The sequence below is a fragment of the Marinobacter sp. SS5-14b genome, assembly GCF_030541005.1.
Lineage (GTDB): Bacteria > Pseudomonadota > Gammaproteobacteria > Pseudomonadales > Oleiphilaceae > Marinobacter.
Genome location: NZ_JASSVM010000003.1, coordinates 332416 through 355810, shown reverse-complemented (window position 1 = coordinate 355810; position 23395 = coordinate 332416). Strand labels below are relative to the sequence as shown.

The following is a 23395-nucleotide window of genomic DNA, read 5'->3' as shown; positions in this document are numbered from 1 at the left end:
TCAGGCCCAGCGTGTTATCGAAGCAGACGTGCATCTTCATATCAAAGTAGTACCGCTTACCCTTCTTGGCCTAGTGCATCTCAGGCGATCCAACGATTCGGCCATGTTTGCCTCTCTCGTTCTTCATGGAACTCTGGGCAGAAAAGATGAACACCTCAATAACGCTGCCATCGCGCAGCATCAAGCTATACTTATCAAGTGTTTATTCAATTCTTTGAACAACATCTTGCCCAGACCGTGGCCTTCAGGGAAATGACGGAAATTGAAAATGGAGGTTTCATCCGGCAAGCGATCCAGCTTCAGGCCGCGAGGTGCAGCATGGATTAACTCTCATACAGGAGGTCTTCCATAACCGTGCCGCTTAGGTTGTAGCCAGCTACATGCAGTGGACTCTCCGCATCGTGAGCAGCGGGTACGTTTGCCGACCGATCTAGCTATTGAGAAAATACCGGTATGCCTTTTTCTCCACTTCCTTCCAGAGAATCAGCTTGTCCATTCGCTCAAGAAAGACCTCGCAACGGGGCCTGCGCTTTTTAATCTGGTACACGGCTTCGGACAAGGTGATCTGATCTATGGTGGCAAAGATCCTATGCGGTTAACGATGGCCGCATTATCGCTGATTTTGGAGGCTTATTCGGAGCCTCCCTAAACGAATTCAAATAATGCATTAAGCGCTTTTGATGGGCCCAAATATTTCTCGGCAAATACTTTTGATTCTGACGATATCCTACTTCGAAAATCAGCATCCTCTAAATGCCTGAGCCAGCTCGTTATTTCGCCTGGGGTGGACGCCGAACACACAGGGCTATTTTCTGGCCACGCTCCTGATTCCGTTAATCGCCAGTCGTTTGTAATTAAAGGCTTACCTAGCCATAGCGCATAACAGCCAATCGCACCGGGCCAGTGCGTTCCAACCTGATCGAAACAAATATCGGCCTTTCGGTAAAGTTCAAGCAACTCATAGAACTTCATTTCATCATGCCATACAACCAATTCACCTATACCCAAATCGTCGCATAATATTTCCGCCTTTCGAACATCAGGGCCTTTTCGAACAAAATGTATTTCAACATTCCTATTTTCACAACAGTACTCCCCAATGCCATATATTATAATGTCATTTCCCTTATTGTACTCATCATTCCCGTCATAAAAAGTTTCAAAATTAAATCGAACTCCGGAAAAAATAATCAGCTTTTCGCCCGCATTCTTGAAACTTCTATTCTCGTTTGCCAAAGGTTCGAAAGATATATCATGACGAGGAACATAGTTTACGCCTTTGTCAATCAACTTAGAGATAATCTCATCACCTGTAGAATTAAATCCTCTGGGGAAATATACTACTGAACTAGTGGAATAAAATCCAAAGAACTGCCGTTTTACAACAAACGGTATCAGCTTTTTGACGGCTGCGGCAGGTATGAATTTATAAAAAGATTGCTTTCCAAACGAACAACTTAATTTTTGCGCATTCTCCGTATCTGCCCACGTATCTAAATCCGAACCATGCGACAAGGCTATTTTAGAAATAGACTTTGGAAAAAACGGTAAAATTGAAACAAAGAAGCCATTTGCAACAATAGATTGTGGCTTTTGCTTTCGGATAGCACTCAATTTTTTCAATACCAGCCAAGCAAAAAAAGATCGAAAATATGGTAAAAACATTTGGGATTTTAGAGGAAATTCAACGATCCACTCAGGATAAGGATAGGAGATTTGTGGAAAGTGATTTTCTGGTCTATGAAGCTCATCGCTTTTGGGCGCATCCACAAAGTAAACTACATCATAACCCCTTTCCCGCAATTCCAGAGCATACATCATAGGCATTGCATTCATGCTTCCAAGGAACAGGATAGGACCAGCCGCTTTTGAGATAACTATCGTTTCCATAATCGTTAGACCCGTTTCGTCTTAGCTTTGAACCTTAACTGCTCTCGAACTTTACTTGATCCAAAGCTAGCTAGAAGTATGACAAATGCGGAATTCGCCAGAATAACTCCCCCTGCAGCTATCCGATCATAAGTTAAATCTTCGTTCAAAAACGCAAATAAAATATTCAGGAGCATCGGGATAAAAAGAATTTTGCAAACGTCCCCAGACAGCCATCCAATATGCAACCCTGGCACCAACCGCCCATGCACAAACCCCACCCAAAATAACAAATACCCGCCATTTACTCCCAACCAAACCCAGCCAGCGCCTACCCCGCCATAGAACGTAGCCGCAGCAATAATGCCAGGCATCAGCAGCGCCACCATTACCGCATTGCCAATCAGGTGGTAGCGCAAATTCCCAAGGGCGTATTGCAAATAGTAAGGAAACGCGCCTACGGCCAAAAAGCCATTGCCTATGGCATACAACCGCAGTATGGGCGCGGCCTGGGCGGCAAGTTCCCGGTCGCCGGTCCAGGCGAATAGCAATAGTTCTGCGTTAAAGGCGATCACGATAGCTGCAGAGCCCGCGATGATGGTCACGAGTTGTGTGGCGTTGCGGTATATCTGGATCATTTCCTCGCGCTTGCCTTCGGCGTTGAGGCGCGCCATTCGAGGCATGAGCGCGACGCTTACCGGGCCGCTGATCACCATAATACCGCTGGCCACCAGCACCGCCAGGGTGAAATAGCCGTATTCGGCCAATGGCAATATGCCGGAGAGCACCAGTTTATCGGTTTGGGTAACCAGTACCCACACAGACGATGTGAATGCAATGCTTAGTGCAAACTTCAGCACCGGCCTAACGGGTTTGAAAGACCAACCCACAGGGGCTGGAAGGGTGTTTTGATTGGGCGTCAGTTTTAAACTGAACAACCACAGCCCCATTATTTCAAATATTGCCACCGCCAACTGGTGCAAGAAAAACACCACCGGCGTAAAGCCGTACAGCGACATGGTGCCGAACACGGCTATAAAACGCAGAGTGGCGATCGCAACGTTGAAAACACTCAACCACACCAAGCGCTCCGAACCGGTCACCACGCCACGGTATAACCCCCCCATCCAACGCAGCGCAACGCTCACCGCCATGATCTGCACGGCCAGAATCACTTCTGTTACGTCCAGCGTTTCTGTGTTCAGCCATTGGTTGGCGATAACCTCTGAAAACAGCCATAAACCACCACCACCGATTACGGCCACGCCTGCGAAAATAAGCGTCAAGGCCCGCAATAACTGCCGATAAGCCAACGCCGACATGCTGCCACCGTGGTATCGCGCGGTCTCACGGCCTATGGTGGGCGTGAGCCCCATATCCAGCAGCCCGAACCAGGCTTGCAGCATGGTAAAAAAACCTACCAGCCCATAGGCTTCGGCGCCCATGTATTTGATGTACAGGGGCAGGATAAGAATGCCTACACCCGTCACATAGAGTTGGCTGGCGTAGTTGGCGATGATGTTTTTTTTGAGGGACACGTTAGCCTTGGTTTTTGCGCGAGTTTGTCATGCTGCTAAATCGGTCGTATTGATTTGCCTGTATTTCAAGATCTTGAAACGCAACGAGTCCGTATTACACCCAGACTTGCCTTAGTCCATACCCAGTTGGTTGTAACCTTTCTGGCCTTGCGGTGAATCTCCTATATACCGATATGCCTCTTGCTGGGCGTTTACGCGTTTTTCAAGGATAACACCGGCAACCCGAGTGCTTTCGTCTTTGCGTTTGAGGTAAAACGTAGTTACAAAACCTATAAGCAGGCCCCCACAACCAAAGGGGTGAAATTGAACAGGGTCTGTCGGAGGGGTATTGGGTAGTTGTGAAAGATATCAATAACAGAACGCACCGACTCTCACACGCAAAAGACTATGAAAAATTAACCATGCTTTTAAATCAAACCGCTCAGAACTCTGCCTTCAGGATGGACATATTGATCAAGCTTAGATATTCGCCATTTTTATAAACCGCTTGGCGGCGAACGCCATCAACTCTAAACCCAACTTTCTCATAAAGTGATTTTGCAACTTCATTTCTCTCTAAAACATCTAAATAGACAGAGTTTAGATTCAAATCATTAAAAGCATGCTTTAGTGCCGATACCGTTGCATACCTTCCTATACCACGACCGCGGGCTTGCGGCTCACCAATCCAAATCGCAAACTCGCACCTCCGCGAAATCCAGTCAATATTAAGAAGATAAACGGCCCCAACAATGTCATCGTCTAAACGACTACAAATAGCTAACCGAACACAATTTGCGCGATTCCTGTAATAATTAATTATCCAATCTTCGTCTACAGACTCTGAAATATATCTAAATGGTGCTCCCAATAAATCGATCAAATCGGCAGAGTTGCGCCATTCGTTAATCTTCTTGGCATCTGAATGCTTAAGCTCTCTAAGATAGAATTCTGTCATACGTTGCCCGATATACTTTTTCTTTATGAATTTCCAAAAAATACGGTCATTTCAATAAATTCACTAAACAATTAACGTGAGACAATGAATATCTCTGATCACAAGGAACAAACAGTCCATCGTTCACCATACACGCCTCAAAGCTCTCATCACTTACCTGAAATAAAACCTCGGTCCAATAACATGGCAAAAACACCCGCATTTTTATCAAATCTTCCCGTCTAATAGTGGGCAGCTTTGGCAAAAACGGATAGCACAGCGGCGCCGTATCCTTACTGATATCAATATTAAAATTATTTTTACTCTCAAGATTCTCATGAAGATAAGCAGCATTTCGATTTCTTGCCTGTTTTGCTGAATCAATATCAACAGAACGAAGTAATCTCTCGGTTAACTCCGACATAGCCATTACAGGCATCTCAGCTATGGATTGCTCGGCAGCAATGTACTCTTGATAAGCGTCTTCAGGGCTGTTGGTAAGCCTGCTAATCAGATGGGTGAGACGCGTATGGGAGCTGTCGTCTTTGTTCTTAGACTCTTTTACTCCCTGCTGATTTGTATAAAGCAAACCGCCATCTGGCAACCCAAAGAATTTACGAGGCGAATAGATGGTACCCAGGCAATCAAAAGGTTCGCTAAAAAACGCTTGGGCATTATCGATGATGACCGAATCTGAGCCATAGCGGTTAACAACTTTCTCTGCCTGAGCCTCACAGAGACCAAAATAATTCACATAAAGTAAAGGCGAAGATGAGGAGGGCTCTACTTTCTCAGCGATCTCAAAGTTCTGATCAATACTGTAAAAATGAATTTTTATTGCATTCGCTTTTACAGCGTTGATCATTGAGTCGCAAATATAACGCGGCATCCAGACGCTACGAATATCAAGCTGTAGCAGTAGGCTTACAAATGCCGACCTAGCGGAGTTGAACTTTAACGCCTTCTTTAACCAAGCGTCATCTCGTTCTGGCAACTCCAATTCCATGTAGCCACCAATGGCCTCATTCAACGACAACGCGTATATCCTTTTCCATGTTATCCACCATATCCAACATCTCATCCAAACTGGGATAGTTCAGGATCATAGTGCCTAGCGTATCATGGGAGCCACTGAAAACGCTTACCTTGGCGCCGGGTTGTACTTGCATGTCTTGCTCAACGATGTAACTTTTTGCCCGTTCAGACATGGATAGATCCTTGAATTTTCCATCCTCAATGGCGTGCACCATGTAACTCGACCAGAAGCCTTCAGTAGGCTTCATTGTCAGGCCGGTGCAGGGCAAGCCGAGTGCGGCGTCCACGGTGTAACTAATGAGGTCAACGCCCGTTGCGTATCGGATTACCTCCGGTATCAGGCAACCTCCGTTCCTAGGGCCGAGCTCGAGGAAGTAGAACTTGCCATCTTCAGAGAATACAAAATCAAAATTAAGAGCGCCTGTTTTCATTCCCAGCAATGTTAAAAGCCGCTGGCTTTCCTTGTGAGCTTCCTTCAGTAATTCGTCACTATGGGAGGTGGGAAAGGTTTGCCCAATGGGCACCAGGCCGTTGCACAGCTTATCGAAATGCTCGTCTGCCCAGCACCGGAACACCAGTTCCCCATTAAGCACAAAACCGTCACCGGCTACCTGATAACCTTGCCGAACAATTTTCTCTTCAACAACAACCTTTTTTTCACGGGAAAACTTGAGCGCGTGTTCAAAAGCTGCGCTGAACTCTTCTGCATTCTGTAAATGAGTAACACCTTTGCTGCCTGAAGAGTCGACGGGTTTTACGAACGCAGGCACGCCAATTTCTTGCAGCCACTCTTTAGCTTCGTCTTCTTTGTAAAACGCCTTTGAGCGAGGTACGTTGAAGCCGTGTTTTGCCAGGAAGTCACGAAACAGGTCTTTTCGTGCCAGAATCTCTACGGACTCATACGGGTTACCAGGCAAGCCCATTTTTTCAGCCACATAGGCTGCTGTGGGTGCAGCTGGGTCAGACGCATAGGCCACTATGCCGTCAATGCCCTCGTCACGGGCTACTTTAAGCACTGCCTCTTTGTCGGTAGTGGAAACGTTGTAATAACGATGGGCAAGTTTATGCCCGGGGTTATCCGGTAGATAATCGAGAGTAATTACCTCATGGCCTTGTTCAAGAGCGTATTTGATCGGCGGGATCTGAGTGGGTGCGCCGCCAAGGAACAAAACCTTTTTCATGCGTGAATTCCCTCTATCACAAACTCTGTAATTTTATCGATGCTTTCGACCGTAAGCTCTGAGTAGATCGGCAAACACAGTATCCGGCTGGCGATCTCTTTGGATACAGGCTGATCTACTTCTGCACCCAAACACGCCACCGATTCCAACGACGGATAGAAATACCGCCGCGCCATAACCCCATTTTCCTTCAGGGTGGCCCCTACCCGCACAGCCTGTTCCTCGCTTTCAAACACCACCGGGAAGTAGGCATAGTTGTAATCCAGTGCCTCCGGTTTCGCTTGCAGTTGCAGGGTCGGGCTTAAGGCTTCTTCGTAGTGATTCCACACGGCTTCACGGGCTTTCAGGTTTTCTTCCACTTCATCCAACACACACAAACCCATCGCCGCCTGCAATTCGTTCATCTTTGCGTTGATGCCCAGCTCATCAATGCTCTCCGGCCCGGTGATGCCGAAGTTGATCATTTTCTTCGCCCGCTCCAGGTCTTCCTTGCGCTTGAAGATGATGGCCCCGCCCTCGCCTGTGTGGAACAGTTTGGTGGCGTGGAAACTGAGGGTGGCGGCATCGCCGTGTTTGAGCAGGCTTTCGCCTTTGTAGTTCACACCGAAGGCGTGGGAGGCATCGTAGATGACTTTCAAGTTGTGCTTTTGGGCGATGGCACTGATGGCTTCTACATCGCAGGCGTTGCCGAAGACGTGCACGGGTACGATAGCCCGGGTGTTCGGGGTAATGGCCGCTTCGATGTTGGCCGGATTCAGGCACCAGGTGTTGGGGTCTATGTCTGCGAATACCGGCTGCACGCCGTCCCACTTCAGGGAACTGGCGGTGGCGATGAAAGTAAACGGGGTGGTGATGGCTTCCGGCTGTGCGCCGGGAGTTGCATCGCTCACGCACAGGGCGCGGTAGGCGATTTGCAGAGCCAGGGTGCCGTTGGAGACCAGCAGCAGGTTTTCAACGCCCAGGTATTCTTCCAGCCGTTGGGTGAGCTCTTGTACCAACTGGCCGTTGTTGGTTAGCCATTGGCGTTCGTAGATGCCATCTATGTACTTTTGGAGTTTTTCCCGGTTGGGGAAATAGGGTTTGGTGACGGGGATCATTTAATACGTTCCACAATGGCGAGTAAGTGATACAAGCTCTGCATTTTTAAGGCTGTTCTGTTTGCTGCTGCTTTGGTATCCAAGGCTCTCGATCAGGCACCGATAAACTCCGGAGTGGGATACTATCAGCAGGTGTTCGTGAGGTTCGAGTACGTTATTCAGGGCTGCAATCCGTTTGGTAAGGCTTTCCATGGATTCCACACTGGCTGAGGCGTTCATGGCTATTCGGTTCGTGCTGGTTTTCTTCATGCCCTCATAGGGCCCGAAGTCGCGCTCCGTCAGCCAGTCGGCAATGCGTACAGCCGGTGCTCCTGGGTGCTGCTGCGCTATGAGTTCGGCGGTTTGCCGTGCCCTGATCAGGGGGCTGGTTATGATCAGCTCTATGGGTAGCGTGGCAATCTTTTTAGCTGCGGCTTTTGCCTGATGAATACCAGTTTGGTTCAGTGGGAGGTCTTTTCGCCCCATCCACAGGTTGTTTCGGTTATCGTCGGTTTCGCCGTGCCGGATAAAGTAAAGCAAGGTCTTTTTTCTGGCTAGAACAGCAGGGCTTGATGAATTTGATGCTCTGCTGGGTATTGTTCTTTTAGCCACTCCGTCAGAGCGTTTGAAAGCTCAACGCCTTTCTCACGAAGCTCGCAGTATGACGGGCAGTTATCCCTGTCCTCTTTCTCGAGTCGCTCTAAGGTTTGGCGAATTTCTGGGTCAGAAATTTGTGCCAGGAAGTGTTCGTAAAGTTCCATCACTTTCCGGGTTTGCTGCAAGCCTGGTGCTGCCTCGTAAATTCGTTCCAGGCCCTGGTGGTCAAACCAGTCGCTGATTTTTTCCAGCGTTTGTTGCTGTGGCAAGTCAGCGGTTTCTGCTACGGCTACGATGCCGCTGAAATATAGAATCTTGCGCGAGAACCGAAGCTTTGCCTGGCGGAGCCCCCATTCTTTGTTTTGATCGCTGACTTTGTGCTCGAAGTCTGTGGCTATGGTGCGGTAATAGCGAATGATGTCATTCAGCAGAAAGCGGGCGAGTTTGCCGTCTGAACCGTTGGGCTTTATGTACCGAGCTAACAACTCTTGGCGATATTGACTGAAACGCTCTTCGCCGTAGAGCCATGTACCTTCTAGCAGAAAGAGCAAGCGCCGAGTGATGTCGGCGTTCTTATCATCTTTGCCGCCAATGTTACTGAGAATATCAGTAAATTTTACACATACCTTTGAGCCGAAGGTCTCTGTGCTGCCTGTATCCTTCTTTATGTAATCTTTTAGCAGGCTTTCTATACTATCTAACTCGCCGCTGATTACGTCTGTTGCATGCCGGTCTGAATCGAACAACACATATAAGTCTAAATCCGAAGCTTCCGAGGCCTCGCCCCTACTGTAAGACCCAGCCGTTACAATCGTTATTCTCTCTTTGTGGGGACTTTCAGCCAACAGTGAACTCAAGGAGCTGCGGATTTGCTTCAACTGTTGCTCGGTGAACTCATTTGCTTTAAGTAAAGCTGGATAGTCAGCTAATACGCTTTTATACACTGGTTGCATCCGTGCTTGTTATTTGATGATTGCAAACTTGAGTTGCCGGTTTCTGGAAGAAAAGTCCGGCAGTGATGTGGTTGCCGCAATCTTTGTACACTGGTAACGGCTGAAACCTCTCTGGCTTTCATCAAGGTAGTAACGGCGGGCGGTGTAGCCCACTTCCGCACCAGACATCCACTTAATACTAAGCTTCTGCGTGTTGATGCCCTGCAAACCTTCGAACAAGGTAACGTAGCGTTTTTTCCACTGCTTTTCGGAAGTAAAGATGTCCTGCTCTGACAATCCGCAGTTTTCGTGCTGAAAGTACAGCTGTGAGAGCTTGTCTGCTACCAGTCCGCGTTTGCTGGTGATTAGTCCTGCATACACTCGGTGCTTCATTTTCCAGAACTGATCCAGCTTTTCCCATGGGTTACTGATTTCCGGCAAAAATGACGCTGCGGCAATTTCTATTCGGTTTTGGCTTAGACTGGCTTTACTGGTACGACCAAACACCTGATGGCTGCGGGTTATCCCTTCTATCGTGTCGATATTAATGGGGCTGTTAAACAGGTCTCCGCCGTCAATATCCAGGGCGTTCTGGTCTATCAGGCTTATCACAAAAGAAAGATCTGTGTTCTTGGCCAGCCATTGGTTCAATGCCCTGCCCAGCTCATGCTGTCCTTTGAGAATTTTCTCGCCAGCATGATGATGGCCGTAGCCTATATGTTTTTTAATAAAAGGCTCGGCACTGTGAGACAGTGGTGGGTGGCCAATGTCGTGTAACAGGCCGGCTATAATCAGATGTGCCTTCAGTTCAGGGTTGTAGCCACGGCGCGTGGAAACGTAATTGGCCAAAGCGGCTACATTCAAGGAATGGTCAGCGCGGCTTCCTGTTTGTTCTTCCTTGCGGCCAAATGCGTAGTCTAGCGCCCCCAGAAACGAGATACCCTTTAGCCTCTGGAATGCAGCGCTTTTCAGTAGCGGCTGATAGAAGTCGTCTTGCTCAATATCCGAACGCCAGTAGTCCAGCGTTTGTTCTGGCTCTGCCTGAACTTCGGGTGTAGGTGTTTGGAGCAAGCTGCGCTGTTCCATAATCTCTGCAGGTTCCTGCTAGTCGTTTATCAGGTCGCTAAGATAGCTACCGTAGCCGTTTTTTCTGAGCTCGTTAGCCTGAGCTAACAGACGCTCTTTACTCAGCCACCCCTGATTGTAAGCGATTTCTTCGAGACACGCGATTTTGTAGCCCTGGCGTTTTTCGATGGTTTCTACAAACTGCGCGGCTTCCAGCAGGCTTTCGTGGGTGCCGGTGTCCAGCCAGGCGAAACCCCGGCCCAGCAGCTCTACGTTCAGCTTGCCTTGTTCCAGATAGGCCCGGTTTACGCAGGTGATTTCCAGCTCGCCACGGTGGCTGGGTGTTACCTGTTTGGCGATGTCGACCACACTGTTGTCGTAGAAGTAGAGGCCGGTTACGGCGTAGTGGGATTTCGGGTGTTCGGGCTTTTCTTCTATGGAGATGGCGCGTTTGTTTTCGTCGAACTCGACGACGCCGAAGCGTTCCGGGTCTTTTACCTGGTAGCCGAATACGGTGGCGCCTTCGGTGCGCTGGGCGGCTTGTTTCAGTTTGGGGGTGAAACCCTGGCCGTAAAAGATGTTGTCGCCCAGTACCAGGCACACGCTGTCGTTACCGATGAATTCTTCGCCGATGATAAAGGCCTGGGCGAGGCCGTCCGGGCTTGGCTGGATTTCGTAGCTGAGGTTAATGCCGAACTGTTCGCCGGTGCCGAGGGCGCGTTTGAAGCCGGCCTGATCTTCCGGGGTGGTGATGATGAGGATATCCCGGATGCCCGCCAGCATGAGTACAGAGAGCGGGTAGTAGATCATGGGTTTGTCGTACACCGGCAGGAGTTGTTTGGAGGTGCCGAGTGTTATGGGGTACAGGCGGGTGCCGGAGCCGCCTGCGAGGATTATTCCTTTCATGCTGATGCTCCAAGGCGTTCACGTTGGTATGTGCCGTCCTGTACTCGTTGGCACCAATCGAGGTTATTGAGATACCACTGTACGGTTTTTTGGATGCCGGTTTCGAAGGTTTCTTCGGGCGCCCAGCCGAGTTCTTTCTGGATCTTTCCGGCATCTATGGCGTAGCGCATGTCGTGGCCGGGGCGGTCTTGCACAAAGGTGATCAGGTCCCGGTAGCTGCGTTCCTGCGGGCGAAGTTCCTGGAGGATGTCGCAGATGGTGTGCACGACTTCGATGTTCTGTTTTTCGTTGTGGCCGCCGATGTTGTAGGTTTCGCCGGGTTCGCCGTCGGTGACGACTTTGTAGAGGGCGCGGGCGTGGTCTTCAACGTAGAGCCAGTCGCGGATTTGGTCGCCTTTGCCATATACCGGGAGTGGCTTGCCTTCCAGGGCGTTGAGGATCATCAACGGGATGAGTTTTTCCGGGAAGTGGTAGGGGCCGTAGTTGTTGCTGCAGTTCGTGACCAGTACCGGCAGGCCATAGGTGCGCCGCCAGGCGCGTACCAGGTGATCTGAGCTGGCTTTGCTGGCGCTGTACGGGCTGCTCGGGGCGTAGGCAGTTTGTTCGCTGAACAGGTGTTGTTCCGCATTGGGTGTGTCGTTTGGGTGCGGGAGATCGCCGTACACTTCGTCTGTGCTGATGTGGTGGAAGCGGAAGTTGGCTTTCTTTTCGACTTCCAGCGTCTGCCAGTATTGGCGGGTGGCTTCCAGCAAGGTGTAGGTGCCGACGATATTGGTTTCGATAAAGTCTGCCGGGCCATCTATAGAACGGTCTACGTGGCTTTCGGCGGCCAGGTGCATGATGGCGTCTGGCTGGTGTTGGGCGAGTACGCGGTCTACTTCTTCGCGGTTGCAGATGTCTACTTGTTCGAAGGTGTAGCGTTCGCTGTCGCTCACTTCGGCCAGGCTTTCTAGGTTGCCGGCGTAGGTTAGCTTGTCGAGGTTGACCACTTCATCGCTAGTGTGGGTAATAATATGGCGGATGACGGCGGAGCCTATGAAGCCGGCGCCGCCTGTTATTAGTAGTTTCATTTTGGTGTTTTGCTCAGGTTTTAGAGATCGTCGCAGGCCTTGGGTGGGGTCTGACCGCGTAGGGTCAGACCCCTTTGTAGACTTCTGGCTCAATATTTTCTTCTTTACCGGAGCGGATAAAGGCTATGACGAATACGATGAAGACACCTAGCATCCCCCCGAGCATGGTGGCGACTATGGCTATCAGGGCGCGTTTGGGTTCGCTTTTCTCCTGGGGCGCTACCGCAGGGTCTACCGTTTTGAATACGTATTCACGCTGGGCATTGGCGAGCATCACGGTGCGTGTTTCGGTTTCTATGAGCTGGTAGAACACCTGCTGCATGCCGGCGATATTGGTTTGGCGCAGTTTGTCTTCCAGGTAGGCAATGCTGGCTTCGGCTTCTTGCACATCTTGGGTGCGCATGTGTTCATTGATGTCTTGCACCAGTTTTTCGGCCCAGTCTTTGGCGGCTACCGGGGAGAGGCTTTTGATGCTGACGGTAACCATGCCGGTGTCTTTGTTGTCGCTTACGCTCAGAAGTTCGCGGAAGGCTTTTACCAGGTCCCAGTTTGTGGGCTCTTGGGATTGTCCGGCGTCATCCTTCTGCCATTCGCTGGTTTCCGGGTTGTAGATGTCGCGATTGATTACCCAGCGTTCGTTGGTCATATCCCAGGCAGTTGTTGCCATTAGGGGGACTGATAGCTCGTGACGGTGGATGAAGTCTGTCAGGAATGCTCGAGAGCGCAGGGTTTCTTTGGCTAGTACGGTTTTGTTGGCCCCGTCTCCACCGCCTAGGTTAACGCCGGCTAAGCTCGCCAGGCCGCTGAGTTGGCCGCTGATTCGGCTGCCGCCTTCGTTCTGGGCTGGAGCTAGCAGGGCGCTGGCTTGGTAGATGTTTGGTTGGCTTAGGGCGTAGAAGACGCCACCGGCTGCGAAGACGATGGTGAAGGCGATGATTAGCCATTTTCCGCGCCATAGGGTGGCGAAGAGTTCGCGGAGGTCTATTTCGTCGTCTGGGTAGTGGGGTGTGGTTGGTTCGGCCACTTGTTTTGTTCCTTGGTTGTACTTTGGTGGGTCGTGGGGTCAGACCACGTAGGGTCTGACCCCGGCCGCTGATTTTGGTGACGTTGTGAGGTAGGCCCCGACCGCTGATTTTATAGGTTGCCTACGGCGGCGGCGCCCAGGGCCATTTGGTAGACGATCTGGCTTACGTTGGTCCAGAGTTCGAGTTGGTTCAGGCGGTCTACGTCTATTGGCATGATGACGGTGTCGCCAGGTTCAAGTTGCTGACTTCGACCGCCGAACCAGCGACTGCGTTCGGGGAGCATGACGGAGCCGTCGGCTTTTACGACGTAGACTCGGCTTTCGTCAGCCTGGCGGGTGGGGCCGCCGGAGCGTTCCAGGTAGTCATCCACGGTTAGTCCTGGCTGGTGCAGGTGGCTGGTGGGGAATTGTACTTCGCCGAATACGGTGACGGCCTGGGGGATGGTAGGCACGGTCAGGCGATCGCCGTCCTGAAGACGGATGGTTTGGTAGTTCTCGTTGCCCAGGACTGAAGCCAGGTCAATCACCATTCTGCCAACCGGGCGGCTGTTTTGTACTTCTTCAAGCAGGTCTTCTACTTGCTGAGCGCGCTCGGCGTTCTGGCCGCCTACGCCGTCGCCTTGCAACTGTACGCCAAGCAAATCACCTTGCAGGCGCTCTTCGGCTTCACGCAGGCGTTGGGCTTCCAGTTGGCGGAGTTTTTCGCGGGTGAATACGGCGCCGCGGGGAAAGGCGTTGCTGGTCAGCCCCCCTGCCCTTTGCAGTACGTCTTTAAGTGTTTCACCATCGCGGAAGGTGTATTCACCGGGGTAGCGGACTTCACCGGCCAGAGTGATGGTGCGGGTGGTGGCGAATTCCGGGATGGATTTGATGAGGATTCTATCCCGGCTTTGCAGTTGAAGCTGGGTATTGCCGGCCATGGCATCCGCCAGGTCGATGTTGAGGATGTTGGTTTCGCCAATGCCTTGCTCATCGGTGCCGTAGCGGGCTACTTCTGCGTGATAGAGGGAGGCAGAATCTTTCAGGCCGCCGGCCACGAAAATGGCATCTGCCAGGCTACGTGTGGCGGGCATGGGGTATTCTCCGGGGTAGCGCACGGGGCCGCTGATGCGGATGGTTTGCTGAGGTTCACCGGGTTTGGCCTGGCTTTTCAAACGTTGAAGCACCGGGGTAAACAGGCTTTCACGAGTGAAGTTCTCGCCGTCTTCCCCACCCTGTACTTTGCCAGCGTCGGAAAAGATCAGGATGCGGTCTTTCTCTTCCAGGGCAATGTCGTGCTCGCTGCCGGGCTGGGTGATGGCTTCGCGCAGGCGCAGGTTGAGTACGGAAATGCTGTCGGTGTTCTTGTCGGTGCGCACGATGGCGGCGAAGCGCTTATCGGCTACCGGCTGCAGGTCTGCGTCCAGGCTCTGGATGACTGAGCTCAGGCGCATGCCGGGCATCCAGGCGAATTTGCCGGCGCGAGTGGCGGCGCCCTGAATTTCGACGTACTGGCCGGTGATGTCTGAGATAGACGGTATGCGGATTTTATCGCCGGCTTGCACACGGGCCTGTCGACCTCTAGTGGTGGTGTAGTCGGCTTCGGCGATGATGCGCAGGAAGTCTTCGTTGGTGCGCTCTATGTTGATGCGCTGCGGGTAGGCCTGGGAGGTCAGGCCACCGGCCATCTGGATGAATTCGGCCAAGGTGTTTTCACCGTTCAGTTCATACAGTGCCGGGCGGTAGACTTCGCCGTCTATGCCGGCACGCTTGCCTACGGGCGGAATGAAGATGACATCACCCGGTTGCAGGCGGTTGTCGCCACTGCTGTCGCCTTTCTGGAGCAGATCGTACAGGTCCAGGGTGCCGACGAGTTTGCCATTGCGTTTGTGCTGGACGTTACGCAGGGAGCCGTTTTGTTTGATACCGCCGGATACGTACAAAGCGTTGGTGATGGTAGACAATGAACTGACGGTGTAAGAGCCGGGATTCCGGGCTTCACCCAGCACAAACACGCGCATGCTGCGCAATTCACCCAGGGTGATGGAGGCTTCTACGCCGATGTACTGCTCGGATACGCGTTTGCGGATTTGCTGACGGGCTTCGTCGAAGCTAAGGCCTGCCACGGCAACCGGGCCGGAATCCGGGAAGCTGATGGTGCCATCGCGGCTGACGGGAAGTTCCAGATTCTGGTTTTCGCTGCCCCACAGCTGAATGCGAAGCACATCACCCGGGCCCAGGGTGTAATCGGAGGGTACGGGGATTTCCGTTACTGGCGCAAAGGTGGTGGGGCTGCCGGCGAAGAGGTCGTAGCCGTAGGGCTTGAGACCGCCGTTTTTGGCGGTTTGTTTGTCTTCCTGCCGCTGTGCTTCTGACCGGGCTTTTTCCCGCTCTTCGTCGGTGATGCTGCTGATCGGCTCAACAACCTCAACCGGTTGTGGGCGCTCAGTGCGGGCACTACCGGCCTGCAGGTTGTTCAGATCTACCCCATATTGCCGGGCTAGGGCCTCTTGCTGAGCTTTGGGGAGTTGTTTGAACTGCTCGATTTGAGCCGGGGTAATAGATTGTGCGGTGGCTGCCATCGGTAGCAGCAAAGCCAGGGGTAGCAGAAGGTTTTTCAGGTTCACGGTTTTGTATTCCGGTTCTTAGCTTGAAAATTTTTGTCACTCACGGAGCCGCTTATGACGAGTATCTCTTTAGAATCGATAAGTCCAGCTGGCTCTTGCGGCCCACTGGTCTTTTTTACCGCTGATGTATTCAATTCTTTTGTCGGTGGCCTGGAGGGTCAGGTCCAACCAGCCGTTTAACATCTGAGTACCGTACGCCAAATCGACGATGGCCACGTTTTGCCCGTTAACGGGCACGGTGTAGAACACATCTGGATTAGGCGTGACCGTTCTGTTAGCGCCCGCAATGTTGAGTTCGGCGTATGTGGCTTTCACGCTGACGTTACTGCCGTTATCCAGGAAGTGAAAGCCGCCCAGGGTCAGCGCTTCGGCATCGCCATCGAAACTGGCGGCCATGTTGCGGCCGTAATGGCGGTATCCGGTCTGGTAGCGGGAGTGGTCGTAGGTGATGTTCGGGCGGGCATCACCCAGCAGGTCGTCGGCCAGGGTGTTGGTGTACTCCAGAAACCACTGTTGGTCTGCGCCCAGGAGTTGCGTTGTCCAGTCTGTGCCGAACTGCCAGGACTTTCTTCCCGGGAAGGCGCCGGCTTCGTCTTCACCCATCATTTGCGCATAGAGGCCCATGGATTGCTGACCTATGGGGAAACCGTAACGGACGTCAATGCTGCCGAGCTGGTTGCCTGGGTCCTCTTCTTCCAATTGGCCGTTGTCTTTGCCGATCAGCGCGTTCCAGATGGTGGATGCGTTTTCTGGCCGTCCTTCCCCGCCGAACATGATGGCTCGTGAGAGGCCAATATCCAGGCCGTCAATGGGCCGGAAAGTGAGGCGCATGCCAATGAGTTTGGCGTCCGGTACCGCTCGGTCACTTTCATATTGACCGGCGAGCAGGGTGAATTGCCAGGGGCCGACCCAGCTCAGCCATTGGCTTTCCGGGGCGTGGGTGCTGTTTCTGTTTACCCAGGCGGAGGGCAACGGCCGGGCGTTGTTAGACAGGATCAGGCTGGACTGCCAACCGGGGCCCCACCAACGATCAATGGCACCGGCACCCAATACCCAGTTGCCAGCCGTGGCAGCGAGGTAGGAGCCGTCCAGCAGGAATTCTTCGTCATCATCCGGGTTGTGGGCGTAGGCTGGGTTCAGGCCCATAGCCCAGAAGTCACCTTGCCACTGAAGCTTGAGGTTCGTACCGGCCTTGGCCAGGCTTGGACCTTCGAAGCCAGCGATGGCGGGGATTTCAGATTGTGCACTGAGACTGAATTCGCCCCGGAATCCCGTCTCCGCCTGTTCTTCCTGCTCAAAGCGCAGATACGCTGCGGCCATACCGGTGGCGCGCTGATCGGCCTTGATGCCGCTGTCAGTACCGCTTTCAACCGCGCTCCACATCAATGGCCAGGTGGTGACCGTGCGGTTCATGTGGCCACGGTCCGCCAGCTTTTGCGCCGCAAACCGGGCACGTGAATCGCCCGGCTCCAGCCAGGGCGCTGCTGCCAATGAAAAGCTGTTCAAGCACGCTACCGCCCCACCGACCAGGGCCCAGTGTTTTAAGGTCATAGAATCTAGTTTTCTAAGACAAAGGGATTTTACAAAAGCGAAGGGGATGCCCAACGCGCTCCCTGTCAGGTTGTGTAAGAAGTATTTCAAAACCGTGACGATTCTACGGCATGCCAGATGACACGCAAGTGACAAAAGGTCGGATACCCCCAGAATCAGGCGCCTACATGTGTAAAGAGTTGTTAAAGCATGGCAAATGCATTGAATTCCATACCTGGGGTCAGACCTCGGAGCATTTCACCGCACCAAATGTCAGGGGGTCAGACCCCGGGTCTGACCCCACCTTTACTCACCCGCGAATGGCAGAGACCGGTACCCTCACCTGTTGCTGCTTCTGCATAAACGTGATGAGCACAATGGCGCGCTCTTCACCGTCGTAAGCCTGAAAGATGGCGCTGATGCCTTTGAAGGGGCCGTCATCCAGTTCAATCGGCTGACCGGACTTTATGCCGCCCTGCTCGGCCACTTTGTCCATGCTGGCTTTTATGTGGTCGATCACTGCGTCGTCTATCGCTGCTGGCTTGTTCGCAAAGCCAACGATACGGGTTATGCCGCGGGTGGAACGGAGTTTCGCCCACATGGGATCGGTTTGCTCCAGGTTCACAAACAGATAGCCGGGGAACAACGGCTCCAGCTTTTTGGTGCGCTTGCTGGCCTTGATCTTCTCCACTTCGATTTTCGGGAAAAAGCAGGCGACATCCTGATTCTGCAAGTGCAGAACCGCGCGATCGCCCTGGGCGGGCTTGTGTTGTAGGGCGTACCAGGTCATGAAGCTTCCATCTTTGGGGTCAAATGTCTCGGGGTCAGACCCCGGGTCTGACCCCACTGCTCAAAAGTACCAGCTACCTGCCGCGATAAAGTGCGGGTTTAATACACCCTCTTTGCCGTATTGCAGGGGCTTACCTTCCAGGGTTTGCACTTTTCCGCCGGCAGCCAGGAGGATGGCGTGGGCGGCGGCGGTATCCCACTCGCAGGTGGGGCCCATGCGGGGGTAGATGTCGGCGTGGCCTTCGGCGATTCGGCAGAATTTCAAAGAGCTGCCGGCCTGAACGGTGTCGTGTTCGCCCAGGGTTTCGATGAAGGCGCGGGTTTCGTCGTTCAGGTGGTTTTTGCTGGCAACCACGCGTTTGGTGTCTTTGGGTTCGGCTACACGGATGCGATGGATGCGACCCGTTCGGTCACGCTTGTGAGCACCCTCGCCTTTGATGCCCCAGAAGGCTTCTTTTAGTGCCGGGGCGGTGACCACGCCCATCACCGGAACGCCGTCTTCGATCATGGCGATGTTAACGGTGAATTCGCCGCTGCGCTGGGTGAAGTCTTTGGTGCCGTCGATGGGGTCGATCAGCCAGAAACGGCGCCAGTGTTTGCGCTCTTCCCACGGAATTTCTGCACCCTCTTCCGACAGGATCGGAATGTCCCGGCTGATGCTGCGCAGCCCTTTCATGATGATTTCGTGGCTGGCCAGGTCTGCAGCGGTGATCGGCGAGTGGTCTTCCTTGTAGTTGACCTTGAAATCCGATTGATAGATGTGCAGCACTTTCTCGCTGGCTTCATCCGCCACTTTAATCACATCTGGAAGTATTGAGCTGTAATGCATGGTTGCGTCCTGCCTGGCTGCCTTTTCGGATTATAGTAACAAACTTTGGGGTCAGACCCCCGCGCATTTCACGGTGCAAAATGCTCCGGGGTCGGGTCCCGGGTCTGACCCCAACTTGAAATTTCTGGCGAGTTGGGGCAGATTGTTGCACTTTCAATACACCAATATACTTCACAAGGAATGTGAGATGGCCCGCCGCCCCAGGATTTGTCCGGCCGGTATGCCCCAGCATGTGATTCAGCGGGGGAATAACCGGCAACTGTGTTTTCAGGATTTTGCAGACAAAGCCACTTATATGATGCTGCTCACGCGGTATTTGAAGAAGTATAAGCTGGATATTCATGCCTGGGTGTTCATGACCAACCACACCCATCTGCTGGTTACGCCCCACTCGGATGATGCGCTTTCCGGGTTCATGAAATCGGTCGGGCAGGCTTATGCTCAATACTTCAACCACAAATACGAGCGCACCGGCACCTTGTGGGAAGGCCGGTTCAAGTCTTGCCTGGTGGATACTGAGAGCTATTTACTGCAATGCCAACGTTATATTGAACTGAACCCGGTGAAGGCTGGCATGGTTGAATACGCCGGGGACTACCAATGGTCCAGCTATCGTTGCCATGCTTACGGGATGGGATCATCGATTCACAGCCCTCACCTTAGTTACCTTGAATTCCAGCCAGACCCGGACCGACGCGGCGAGAGCTACCGGAACTTTGTGGGCACCCCTATGCCCAAAGAGCTCGACGAACTGATCCACTACACCGCCATTGCCGGGAAACCCCTGGGCTCCGCCGAGTTTCAGGAAGAGATGCAAGCTCGCTTCGCCTGAAGGGGGGGGCAGACCCCGGTGCATTTCTCTGCTCCAAATGCCCGGGGGTCTGACCCCGGGTCTGACCCCACTAGATTTCGACTTCTTCGAAGAGGTCTGGCACTTCTGCGTCCCAGCCGAACTTTTCGGTGATGCGTTTTCGCATGGTGTCGCTGGCAACGGCTTCGCCGTGGGTCACGTAGACTTTTTCGGGCTTCAGGCTGCCCTGTTCAAGCCAGGTGAGTATTTCACGGTAGTCGCCGTGGGCGCTCATGGACGCGAGGTTATGAATTTCGGCCTTCACTGGCCAGTATTCACCGTGAATTTTCACCGACTCAGCACCGTTCACTAGTGCATCGCCACGGGTGCCAGGCGCCTGAAAGCCTGCAAAGACAATGCTGTTGCGTGGGTTTGGCAACAGGGTTTTCAGATGGTGAAGAACGCGGCCACCGGATGCCATGCCGCTGGCCGAGATGATGATGCACGGAAAGCGCACTGCATCCAGTTCGATGGACTGCTCAACGGTGCGAACAAACTGGGTTTTGTCGTCAATCAGCTCGCATTGACTGCCGTTAAGCTTGTGTTCTTTGTGGTGCTTGCAGAATATTTCCGTTGCCTTGATGGCCATCGGGCTGTTCAGGTAAACCGGCAGTTTGGGAATGCGGCCCTGCCCCATCAGCTTGTGCACCACATAAAGCAGCATTTGCGCGCGGCCCACAGCGAAGGCCGGCATGAGGGTGATCCCGCCACGGGCTGCGGTTTTGGTGATCACTTCCTCCAATTCACTTTCCGGGTCTGAATCGCTGTGCGCGCGGTCACCGTAGGTGGATTCGCACACCAGCACATCGGCATGCTGAAGGGGTTCCGGTGGGCGCATGATGATGTCGTCTTGCCGCCCCACATCGCCACTGAACACCACCGTTCGCTGGCTTTCGCTGTGGCGAACGTGCACGCAGGATGACCCGAGAATGTGCCCCGCTGGTGTAAAACTCACTTCAAACCCTTTCACCGGCTCGAATGTCTCGTGGTAATGCAGCGACTCGAAATGCTTCAACGCTTCCCAGGCGTCTTTTTCGGTGAACAGCGGCTCTGGCTTTTCGTGCTTGGAGAACTTTTTCCGGAACGCGTACTTGGCATCCTCCTCCTGCAGGAAGCCCGCATCCGGCAACAGCACTTTGCACAACTCATGAGTGGCTTTGGTGCAGTAAATCTTGCCCTTGAAACCGTTTTTCACCAGTGCTGGAAGGTAACCTGAGTGATCGATGTGCGCGTGGGTTAACACCACGGCATCAATGGTGGACGGATCAACCGGAAACGCCGCCCAGTTTCGCCGCCTCAGTGTTTTCACACCCTGATACATCCCACAATCCACCAGCAATCGGTGGCGGTCATCAGAAAGCAGGTAGCGAGAGCCGGTAACCGTGCCCGTACCACCGAGGAAGCGAAGTTTCATAGCAAATCCTTGGCTAGTTCATAAGCCTTTAGCTTAACGCAAAATCAGGAATGGGGTCAGGTCCGGGACCCGACCCCTGTGCATTTGGCGGGGTGAAATGCACGGGGGTCTGACCCCAATTCGGTTTTTATTGATCTTTCTCAAGATTTGGCTTTTCCGCTGGAGCTAGGCTTCGCGTTTTCCTGAGCAGTAAGGGTGCCTTATGGTTTGCAGTCCTTGGGTGAGAAGTCTGATGTTGGTGGCGGGCCTTGGGTGCTCGATGTATGCGCATGCAGATTCAAGCGATGATGCGATGGAGCAGTTGAAGGCGATTATGGCGGATGAGGAGCAACGGCAAGCCAGTTACGAGGCCGGGCATGAGCGCATTCGGTTTTGTGGCTACTGTCACGGAGAAGACGGCAACAGCAAGCGCGATTACATTCCCAATTTGGCGGCACAGCATCCGCAATACTTGTTCAATCAGTTCGAGAAATTCGGTGATGGCACCCGCGAAGATTATGTGATGTCCAAGCTGGCAAAAACGTTGTCACTGGAGGAGCGGATCAATATTGCAGTGTATTTCAGTCAGCAGACGGCAAAAGCCCGCACGAATACTGACTCAGCCCGAATTGCGACCGGAGAAGCGCTGTTTGGCACACGCTGTGCCGCTTGCCATGGCAGAGAAGCCCAGGGTTTTCAGGATATGCCGCGCTTGGCCGGGCAGCCTTCGGAATACCTGGAAATTGCGCTAAATCGATTCAAGGGGATGGACCCAACAAAACACAACACGCCAATGATAGGCATTGCCGGCGTATTGACAGAGCAAGATATCAAGGCGCTTGCCGCTTATCTCACAACCCGATAAGAATTGGGGTCAGACCCGGGGTCTGACCCCAATCGGATTTAGGCTTTCCTGCGACGGAAGGCCAGACCAGTCAGGCCGAGGCCCAGAAGCGCCAGGGTGCCGGGTTCGGGAACAGTGGATACCGGCGGTTGCTCGGTAATTTCCTGAACCTTGGTATCTACGAACGAGCTGGTAAAGGACGCCGCGTTGTTGCCACCCTGACGAAGGATGCCCAGGTTCCAGGCTGCGCCGCCGGAGTCCAGTGCCAGGTCAATGTAATCAGACTTCGTGGTACCGGCACCAGAGCCAATAACACCCGCGCCTTCACACTTGGTGAAGCCACCAGCGCCATCGGCCTGGAAGCCGTTGTCATCGCTGTCGATACCGATGGCATTGCCAGAAGACACACCGCAACCAAAGTTGTTGTTAACCACAACGTTCAGCAAGGCATTCAGGCCATTCAGGCCAGAGAGCAGGCCCGGCTTGTTAAGAGCGCCGTTGGTGTTGTCACGGTCTTCATCGGTAACCAGAACGAAGTTGACTGCCGCATTGCCACGGTAGTTCAGGTTGTTAATAGCCCAATCCAGAGCGTTCCAACCATCTTCAGTGCCACCGGTTGTGACCAGGCTCGAAGTAGCAGACGCAAACTGAGTGGAGCTACCCCACGCCTGATTACCACCGGTCCCAGCGTCCATATCGTGCGAGTGTGGGTCGAGGTGGTTTTGATTATTGGACCCACCAAAGCCGACCAGTGAATACCGGTTGGCCTCCGACACACCTACGCCCTGCCCTTGCAGACCGCTTTCCAGGCTGGCAATCATGTTGCCAAGCCATGTGTGCTCGCCGCTCATGGAGCCAGATTCATCCACCAGAAAAACCACGTCGGCCGTAATCGGCGCAGCAACTGCGGCGGTGTTCATCATCACTGCAGCAGCAACACTAGCGGGAACCGCAATCCATTTTTTGTTCATGGTAAAACTCCTTTTAAATATGTGAACATTACATCCGTTTTTAAGCGCATTTCTTGCCAACGCCCGCTTTAAATTGACAACTCAAACAGTTACAACGCTTCTACCGATCAGAAAAAGAACAATGTGTAAAGTGACTTGACAGCTTGATGCGGGGTCAGACCCCAGTGCATTTCACCGCACCAAATGTTCCGGGGTCTGTTCCGGGGTCAGACCCCGGGTCTGACCCCGCACTGTTCGGCTGTGATACAGCGCACAGGCTGAGCCATTTACCGAAGAAAGCGAAAGCTTTTTATCTTTTTATTTTCAGCGTTTTACGGGTATTTGACCTGCCATAACCGCAATCAGTGGCACTTACGTCAATGGCAGCATGGCGG

The 23395-nt window shown here is 52.9% G+C and carries 20 protein-coding genes; 2 read left to right on the top strand and 18 right to left on the bottom strand.

The genetic code is table 11. The features are described 5' to 3' along the window. Window positions 1-645: 645 nt before the first annotated feature. The 16 genes from QPL95_RS09265 to cysQ form a co-directional block, all read right to left on the bottom strand. On the bottom strand, window positions 646-1890 hold the full coding sequence (locus QPL95_RS09265; protein ID WP_303290699.1) for a hypothetical protein: 1245 nt from the start codon (window positions 1888-1890) through the stop codon (window positions 646-648). Window positions 1891-1895: 5 nt separating this feature from the next. Further along, a complete protein-coding gene (locus QPL95_RS09260) occupies window positions 1896-3407 on the bottom strand; it encodes a lipopolysaccharide biosynthesis protein (protein WP_303290698.1) in 1512 nt (503 codons plus the stop codon). Window positions 3408-3828: 421 nt separating this feature from the next. Then, window positions 3829-4344: a GNAT family N-acetyltransferase gene (locus tag QPL95_RS09255; RefSeq protein ID WP_303290697.1), complete on the bottom strand. Its 516-nt coding sequence runs from the start codon at window positions 4342-4344 to the stop codon at window positions 3829-3831. Between the two features lie 46 nt (window positions 4345-4390). Continuing rightward, the gene (locus QPL95_RS09250) at window positions 4391-5359 is read right to left on the bottom strand and encodes a hypothetical protein (RefSeq protein WP_303290696.1); all 969 of its coding nucleotides are present in this window, start codon (window positions 5357-5359) and stop codon (window positions 4391-4393) included. Continuing rightward, entirely contained in the window at window positions 5346-6539 is a 1194-nt protein-coding gene (locus QPL95_RS09245; protein WP_303290695.1) for an ATP-grasp domain-containing protein, read from the bottom strand. Before QPL95_RS09245 ends, QPL95_RS09250 begins: the two co-directional genes overlap by 14 nt. Next, window positions 6536-7636 (bottom strand): DegT/DnrJ/EryC1/StrS aminotransferase family protein, encoded by a 1101-nt coding sequence (locus tag QPL95_RS09240; RefSeq protein ID WP_303290694.1) that lies wholly within the window; start codon window positions 7634-7636, stop codon window positions 6536-6538. The genes QPL95_RS09245 and QPL95_RS09240 overlap by 4 nt, the downstream gene beginning before the upstream one ends. Next, entirely contained in the window at window positions 7637-8155 is a 519-nt protein-coding gene (locus QPL95_RS09235; protein ID WP_303290693.1) for a histidine phosphatase family protein, read from the bottom strand. It lies immediately after the preceding gene. Between the two features lie 14 nt (window positions 8156-8169). Continuing rightward, entirely contained in the window at window positions 8170-9156 is a 987-nt protein-coding gene (locus QPL95_RS09230) for a nucleotidyltransferase domain-containing protein (protein WP_303290692.1), read from the bottom strand. Window positions 9157-9174: 18 nt separating this feature from the next. Further along, complete coding sequence (locus tag QPL95_RS09225) at window positions 9175-10230, bottom strand: HD domain-containing protein (protein ID WP_303290691.1); 1056 nt, start codon at window positions 10228-10230, stop codon at window positions 9175-9177. 18 nt (window positions 10231-10248) lie between these two features. Beyond that, window positions 10249-11115: a glucose-1-phosphate thymidylyltransferase RfbA gene (gene rfbA, locus QPL95_RS09220; RefSeq protein ID WP_303290690.1), complete on the bottom strand. Its 867-nt coding sequence runs from the start codon at window positions 11113-11115 to the stop codon at window positions 10249-10251. Beyond that, on the bottom strand, window positions 11112-12185 hold the full coding sequence (gene rfbB, locus QPL95_RS09215) for a dTDP-glucose 4,6-dehydratase (RefSeq protein ID WP_303290689.1): 1074 nt from the start codon (window positions 12183-12185) through the stop codon (window positions 11112-11114). The genes rfbA and rfbB overlap by 4 nt, the downstream gene beginning before the upstream one ends. A gap of 64 nt (window positions 12186-12249) precedes the next feature. Next, window positions 12250-13209: a Wzz/FepE/Etk N-terminal domain-containing protein gene (locus QPL95_RS09210; protein ID WP_303290688.1), complete on the bottom strand. Its 960-nt coding sequence runs from the start codon at window positions 13207-13209 to the stop codon at window positions 12250-12252. 110 nt (window positions 13210-13319) lie between these two features. Then, window positions 13320-15815: an SLBB domain-containing protein gene (locus QPL95_RS09205; RefSeq protein WP_303290687.1), complete on the bottom strand. Its 2496-nt coding sequence runs from the start codon at window positions 15813-15815 to the stop codon at window positions 13320-13322. Between the two features lie 69 nt (window positions 15816-15884). Further along, a complete protein-coding gene (locus QPL95_RS09200; protein ID WP_303290686.1) occupies window positions 15885-17366 on the bottom strand; it encodes a capsule assembly Wzi family protein in 1482 nt (493 codons plus the stop codon). A 289-nt stretch (window positions 17367-17655) separates the two neighbouring features. Then, window positions 17656-18135, bottom strand: coding sequence for a transcription/translation regulatory transformer protein RfaH (gene rfaH, locus QPL95_RS09195; protein WP_303290685.1), 480 nt, complete (start codon window positions 18133-18135; stop codon window positions 17656-17658). Between the two features lie 60 nt (window positions 18136-18195). Continuing rightward, on the bottom strand, window positions 18196-18963 hold the full coding sequence (cysQ, locus tag QPL95_RS09190) for a 3'(2'),5'-bisphosphate nucleotidase CysQ (protein WP_303290684.1): 768 nt from the start codon (window positions 18961-18963) through the stop codon (window positions 18196-18198). A gap of 187 nt (window positions 18964-19150) precedes the next feature. Between cysQ and QPL95_RS09185 the strand changes: the two genes are divergently transcribed. Further along, the gene (locus QPL95_RS09185; protein WP_303290683.1) at window positions 19151-19795 is read left to right on the top strand and encodes a transposase; all 645 of its coding nucleotides are present in this window, start codon (window positions 19151-19153) and stop codon (window positions 19793-19795) included. A gap of 70 nt (window positions 19796-19865) precedes the next feature. On the opposite strand, the gene QPL95_RS09180 is transcribed toward QPL95_RS09185, so the two are convergent. After that, window positions 19866-21227: an MBL fold metallo-hydrolase gene (locus QPL95_RS09180; RefSeq protein ID WP_303290682.1), complete on the bottom strand. Its 1362-nt coding sequence runs from the start codon at window positions 21225-21227 to the stop codon at window positions 19866-19868. 292 nt (window positions 21228-21519) lie between these two features. Between QPL95_RS09180 and QPL95_RS09175 the strand changes: the two genes are divergently transcribed. Beyond that, window positions 21520-22071, top strand: a complete 552-nt coding sequence (locus QPL95_RS09175; protein WP_303290681.1) for a c-type cytochrome — start codon at window positions 21520-21522, stop codon at window positions 22069-22071. A 38-nt stretch (window positions 22072-22109) separates the two neighbouring features. On the opposite strand, the gene QPL95_RS09170 is transcribed toward QPL95_RS09175, so the two are convergent. Then, window positions 22110-23021 (bottom strand): PEP-CTERM sorting domain-containing protein, encoded by a 912-nt coding sequence (locus QPL95_RS09170; protein ID WP_303290680.1) that lies wholly within the window; start codon window positions 23019-23021, stop codon window positions 22110-22112. Window positions 23022-23395: the final 374 nt, after the last annotated feature.

Coding starts and splice junctions, on each gene's coding strand:
- QPL95_RS09265 (WP_303290699.1), bottom strand. CDS start 1,890: ATGGAAACGATAGTTATCTCAAAAGCGGCTGGTCCTATCCTGTTCCTT.
- QPL95_RS09255 (WP_303290697.1), bottom strand. CDS start 4,344: ATGACAGAATTCTATCTTAGAGAGCTTAAGCATTCAGATGCCAAGAAG.
- QPL95_RS09245 (WP_303290695.1), bottom strand. CDS start 6,539: ATGAAAAAGGTTTTGTTCCTTGGCGGCGCACCCACTCAGATCCCGCCG.
- QPL95_RS09240 (WP_303290694.1), bottom strand. CDS start 7,636: ATGATCCCCGTCACCAAACCCTATTTCCCCAACCGGGAAAAACTCCAA.
- QPL95_RS09225 (WP_303290691.1), bottom strand. CDS start 10,230: ATGGAACAGCGCAGCTTGCTCCAAACACCTACACCCGAAGTTCAGGCA.
- rfbA (WP_303290690.1), bottom strand. CDS start 11,115: ATGAAAGGAATAATCCTCGCAGGCGGCTCCGGCACCCGCCTGTACCCC.
- rfbB (WP_303290689.1), bottom strand. CDS start 12,185: ATGAAACTACTAATAACAGGCGGCGCCGGCTTCATAGGCTCCGCCGTC.
- QPL95_RS09200 (WP_303290686.1), bottom strand. CDS start 17,366: ATGACCTTAAAACACTGGGCCCTGGTCGGTGGGGCGGTAGCGTGCTTG.
- rfaH (WP_303290685.1), bottom strand. CDS start 18,135: ATGACCTGGTACGCCCTACAACACAAGCCCGCCCAGGGCGATCGCGCG.
- cysQ (WP_303290684.1), bottom strand. CDS start 18,963: ATGCATTACAGCTCAATACTTCCAGATGTGATTAAAGTGGCGGATGAA.
- QPL95_RS09185 (WP_303290683.1), top strand. CDS start 19,151: ATGGCCCGCCGCCCCAGGATTTGTCCGGCCGGTATGCCCCAGCATGTG.
- QPL95_RS09180 (WP_303290682.1), bottom strand. CDS start 21,227: ATGAAACTTCGCTTCCTCGGTGGTACGGGCACGGTTACCGGCTCTCGC.
- QPL95_RS09175 (WP_303290681.1), top strand. CDS start 21,520: ATGGAGCAGTTGAAGGCGATTATGGCGGATGAGGAGCAACGGCAAGCC.
- QPL95_RS09170 (WP_303290680.1), bottom strand. CDS start 23,021: ATGAACAAAAAATGGATTGCGGTTCCCGCTAGTGTTGCTGCTGCAGTG.